Origin of the sequence: Loigolactobacillus zhaoyuanensis (genome assembly GCF_003946385.1) — a bacterium.
In the GTDB taxonomy this organism is placed as follows: domain Bacteria; phylum Bacillota; class Bacilli; order Lactobacillales; family Lactobacillaceae; genus Loigolactobacillus; species Loigolactobacillus zhaoyuanensis.
The window spans coordinates 1-4,416 of the sequence record NZ_RHOE01000108.1 but is presented as its reverse complement, the minus strand read 5'-3'; the positions used below and the strand labels follow the sequence as shown (position 1 = coordinate 4,416).

General features: G+C 41.5%; 6 protein-coding genes. 2 read left to right on the top strand and 4 right to left on the bottom strand.

Annotation, left to right across the window (positions count from 1 at the left end; translation table 11 throughout):
* The coding region (locus EKM76_RS12825; RefSeq protein ID WP_164507616.1) for an IS3 family transposase at positions 1 to 116 on the top strand (116 nt) is incomplete at its 5' end.
* Between the two features lie 50 nt (positions 117 to 166).
* Here EKM76_RS12825 and EKM76_RS12820 read toward each other — a convergent pair.
* On the bottom strand, positions 167 to 1,513 hold the full coding sequence (locus EKM76_RS12820) for a uracil-xanthine permease family protein (RefSeq protein ID WP_125550963.1): 1,347 nt from the start codon (positions 1,511 to 1,513) through the stop codon (positions 167 to 169).
* 158 nt (positions 1,514 to 1,671) lie between these two features.
* Between EKM76_RS12820 and EKM76_RS13520 the strand changes: the two genes are divergently transcribed.
* Positions 1,672 to 1,809, top strand: coding sequence for a hypothetical protein (locus EKM76_RS13520; RefSeq protein ID WP_164507662.1), 138 nt, complete (start codon positions 1,672 to 1,674; stop codon positions 1,807 to 1,809).
* Between the two features lie 14 nt (positions 1,810 to 1,823).
* Here EKM76_RS13520 and EKM76_RS12815 read toward each other — a convergent pair whose 3' ends face one another.
* The 3 genes from EKM76_RS12815 to EKM76_RS12805 form a co-directional block, all read right to left on the bottom strand.
* Positions 1,824 to 3,437, bottom strand: a complete 1,614-nt coding sequence (locus tag EKM76_RS12815; RefSeq protein ID WP_125550962.1) for an FAD-dependent oxidoreductase — start codon at positions 3,435 to 3,437, stop codon at positions 1,824 to 1,826.
* 121 nt (positions 3,438 to 3,558) lie between these two features.
* A complete protein-coding gene (locus tag EKM76_RS12810) occupies positions 3,559 to 3,978 on the bottom strand; it encodes a hypothetical protein (RefSeq protein WP_125550961.1) in 420 nt (139 codons plus the stop codon).
* The gene (locus EKM76_RS12805; RefSeq protein WP_125550964.1) at positions 3,975 to 4,175 is read right to left on the bottom strand and encodes a helix-turn-helix transcriptional regulator; all 201 of its coding nucleotides are present in this window, start codon (positions 4,173 to 4,175) and stop codon (positions 3,975 to 3,977) included. Before EKM76_RS12805 ends, EKM76_RS12810 begins: the two co-directional genes overlap by 4 nt.
* Positions 4,176 to 4,416: the final 241 nt, after the last annotated feature.

Sequence of the window (4,416 nt, the reverse complement as noted above, 5' to 3'; positions counted from 1 at the left end):
TAACTTTAGCCGTATCGAACTGGATTCAATATTATAATGTCACACGAATCAAAACAAAACTGGGTGGTAAGAGCCCGGTTAAATACCGTGTTCTTACCACCCAGAAAGTCGCTTAAAGTTTCGTCCAATATTTGGGGTTCACTTCACACTCCTATTTTCGACCTGACTATTCTTCAACTGGTGTAACTACTTTGGCCGCTATTTTCTGCGGCAAAATTTGGTTTAACACAATCGCTAATAAGGCACTGACCGCAATGGGCGAACTCAATAAATATTGAATCGTTTGCGGTGCTTCCTTAACTAGCTGACTGGGAACCAAAATCAAAGCCAATGTCATAATAATTGGAATTCCGAGAATATACAGATCACGTTCAGCGAAATGCCGTTGTCGGATAACTTGTAAGCCGCTCAACATGATCGTTGAACAAATAATTGCAAAAACCCCACCGATCACCGCCGCAGGAATCGCCGCCAGAAAGGCTGCTAATTTACCAACAAAGCTAAAGCCCATGAACCAGAGTCCAGCCGCGACAAACGCTTTTTTACTGGCAACACCAGTGATCGACACAACGCCAGCATTGGTTGAATACCCCGTCACCGGTGTTGCACCGGCTAAAGCGGCAATTAAACAGCTGATACCTTCGCCGATGATCCCACGGTTCCACTGCTTATCGGTCATCGGTCGTTCTAATACAGCACTCATTGCAAACCAAGTTCCTGAAGTTTCCGTCAATAGCACCGCATAAATAATGATCATAGTCAAAATCGCCGATAAAGAAAAATGAAAACCATAATCTGTGATCGCAAAATGTGGCATGCTAAACCAAGGCGCTGCCGCCACGGTTTTAAAAGAGAAACGGCCCATAGCAACGGCAATGATCGAGCCGCCCAACAAAGCAATAATGATCGAACTCGTTTTAAAAATTCGTTCTAGGCGCGGAAAACGTAAACTGATGGCAACACAAGTTACTAGAATAGTTGCTGTAAGAACCCCTAGCAAAACGTTTTGATTAAGATTCCCACTGGCATGAAAAATGTTATCGTTCAGTGCTGATGGAATTAGCGATAACCCCACTACCGTGATAATCGTGCCGCCAACCAGCGATGGCACCAATTTACGAATGATTTTTTGGAAATAGCCGGTCAAACCGAATAAAATAACCAATACAGCGCCAACTAATAACGAACCAAAAACTGTTGCTAGTCCATTCTTGCCGCCACCATTTGCTAGATAAATACCTGCGATGGCACCAATCGGTACAAATGACGGTCCTTGCGTCATTGGCATCTTCATGAAAAATTTGGTTTGTAAGATAGTCCCGATCCCCGCTGCAAAAAATGTCGCCTGGATCAAGCCCATTTTAGCATCCATACTCATCGCAAGTAATCCCGCAATAATAAACGGCGGCACGTATACGTCCATTGCTAATACATGTTGTAGTCCTAACATTGCTGCAGCACTAGTTCTCAACGGTTCATCAGGTCCAACGATCAAATTTTTATCACTCGCCACGACGTTTCCTCCATTATTCGGTTTTTATAGAATATTTACTTTAATCAAGTTTATTATTCGGTTTACATCAGTAATAACCGAATAACTAGGTTGAAAACATTATAGAGCGCCAAGTGAGAATATTCAAGCACCGTTTTGCATTTAATGTTCGGTTATTAATGATACGCCTTACTACAACTGACTTAGTTATGTTAATTATTTTATCTACTGGTCAATATTATTGTGGCAGTATTGATCTCGATATTGCCACTGAAGGAGCCAAAAATAAGCACAAAAAAACTGACTATCCAAAATAGTCAGTTTTTGACCGTTATTCTTCGATCAACAATGCAGTAACTCCTTTACCTGCTAAAATTCGCGCAGCATTATACGGATTTAGGCCTTTGCGGAAGGTAATATAAACTTTGCGATCTAGCGGAATCTCAGCTAAATTTTCGCGCAAGACACTAAGTGGTATGTTCTTCGTTGCTTCAACCGTTCCTGCCAGTGGTTTATCAGCTTCCCGAACATCCAAGAAAAAGGCCGTAGCAAAATCTGCAGCCGGAATATCCGCTAGCTTGATCGTGACGATCGTATTGTTCAATTGATTGATGGCAACGTAGCCAGCCGTGTTCACTGGATCACGCGTCATTGAATAAGGTGGCGAATACGGCAGCTCTAAATCAGGTAAATCAAATACCGTTAACTTTCCTGTGATCGCAGCAGAAATTTCACCGATCCGTTTATCTGCGCCACGTTCACCAACAGCCTGTGCACCCAGAATTTTCCCAGTTTCTGCTTCAAAAATTAATTTTAAGTTTAGTCGTTTCGCACCCGGGTAAAAATGAGCATGATCAAACGGTGTAATCAAGACTGTTTTATAATTAGTGATACCCGCTGCTTTCAACGCATTTTCAGTATAGCCGACTAAACTGATCGTCAAATCAAATATTTTTGCTACACCAGTGCCAATAAAGCCACGATAAGTCAGTGGTGCTCCGTTAATAATATCGGCCAACAAATGGCCTTGACGATTAGCCGCACTGGATAACATGCTTGGCACCGGTAAGCCCGTAATGTAACTTGTCGTCTGGATCACATCACCGATCGCATAAATATCTGGTATATTAGTCGCTAATTTTTCATCAACTATAATATGGTGGTTTTCGGCTAATTTGATTCCTGCCGCAGCAGCCAGTTCACTATTGGGCCTAACGCCAGTCGCAAAGATCAACAAGTCGGTTTCTAGGCTAGTTCCATTAGCGAGAATTATTTTCTGGCCAGCATCCTGAATTTCTGTGACCGTCTCATTTAGTAAAAGTCGAACGCCATTTCGCTGCAGTTCCGCGACCATAATCTCTGCCAATTCAGGATCATACGGATAAGCAACGGTGGGTAATTGATCGACCACGGTAACCGCCATCCCGAGCTGTCGGAAGTTCTCAGCAATTTCCAATCCAGCTGGACCAGCTCCAATAATAGTCGCTTGATGTGGCTTTTTAGTTTCAATAAAGCTTTTGATCGTCGCAGCATCAGTCACATTACGCAAGGCAAAACCGTTTTTAACGGTTTCACTGCCTTTGATCGGTGGCAGAATAGCACGCGCACCGATAGCAAGAACTAGCACATCATATTTTTCTTGATAAGTTGCTTGCGTGGCAAGATTCTTGATCGTAACTTGTTTAGTTGCCGAATCAATCGCGGTCACTTCATGGCGCACCAGCACATCAATATTATTTTTATTTTTCAGAATTTCTGGAGTACGCTCGATCAACGAATCTAGATCAGTGATAGTGTCACCTAGGTAATATGGTAGCGCACAACTGGCATAAGAAATGTGTGCACCCCGTTCGACTAATAAAATTTCAATATTTTCATCTAATCGCCGCAACCGCGTCGCAAATGATGGTCCACCGGCCACGCCGCCAATAACAATAACTTTCATGTTATTGCCTCCTCGTCTTATAAAATAGTGGTTGATCTGATTCCGTTAAAAAACAACTTTGCATAGCGTAAGTTTAGCATGAACTAGCACACTTCGGAAAGCGATTACATTTATATGCAAATCAATCTTTATCTGAATAACGAAAATGGTTACTCAAAACATTTATCCCAGTGACTATTGCTGCGATGATCAAGCCACTACCAAGTGCCACTAATAAGTGTTTGCCGCGCAACAGCAAAAGAAATAGTAACGCCACAATAGCAAATATAATTAGACCTATAGCAAGCAGTTTACCTGGTCTAACTTTCGGTTTATCTTCCATCGGCGCGCTAACCGTAACTGATAATCCAATCGTTGTCCAGCAGCCAACCATTAACGCTAAAAACAACATATTATCATAGGCAATCACCTGTCCGATAGGTTTTCCTTGAATAATCTGATAAGCTAGCACAAAAAGAATAAAACCATTTTCTACTAGAAAAGAAGTCCGTAAATTTTTTAAATTACGTACGATCAAGCGCTCATCAGTAATTTTTTTCATTTTTGTTTATCCTCCCAAAACACTTCATCCAGAGTCCGCCCAAATACATAACAGATATTCAAACATAACTTAAGCGATGGGTTATACGCAAACTTCTCAATCAAGCTTAAGGTTTGTCGTGTAATACCAACTTTTTCTGCCACCTCTTTTTGCGATAAATGCTGTGCTAAGCGAAATTGCCTGACTTTATTTTGTATATCGATCACCGCCTTTATAATATATATATATCCCTTATATGCAAATTATATATTACATTATTACTAAAAACAACTACTAAAAAAGCCCGCAGTTGCACTAGGCCCTGTCAAGTTGACAAATGAAATAATATAAAGTTGAATCTGTTTCTAAGCGGCTTCACTCCAGTATTCATCTGGGGTGAGGCCGTTTCTTTGTGCTGAGCGATTGTGGTGATTGAAATATTCGATTCCTTCCTCAACC

Bases quoted from the DNA above. Each gene is read 5' to 3' on its own strand.
- EKM76_RS13520 (WP_164507662.1), top strand. From the start codon at position 1,672: ATGATACGCCTTACTACAACTGACTTAGTTATGTTAATTATTTTATCT.
- EKM76_RS12815 (WP_125550962.1), bottom strand. From the start codon at position 3,437: ATGAAAGTTATTGTTATTGGCGGCGTGGCCGGTGGACCATCATTTGCG.
- EKM76_RS12810 (WP_125550961.1), bottom strand. From the start codon at position 3,978: ATGAAAAAAATTACTGATGAGCGCTTGATCGTACGTAATTTAAAAAAT.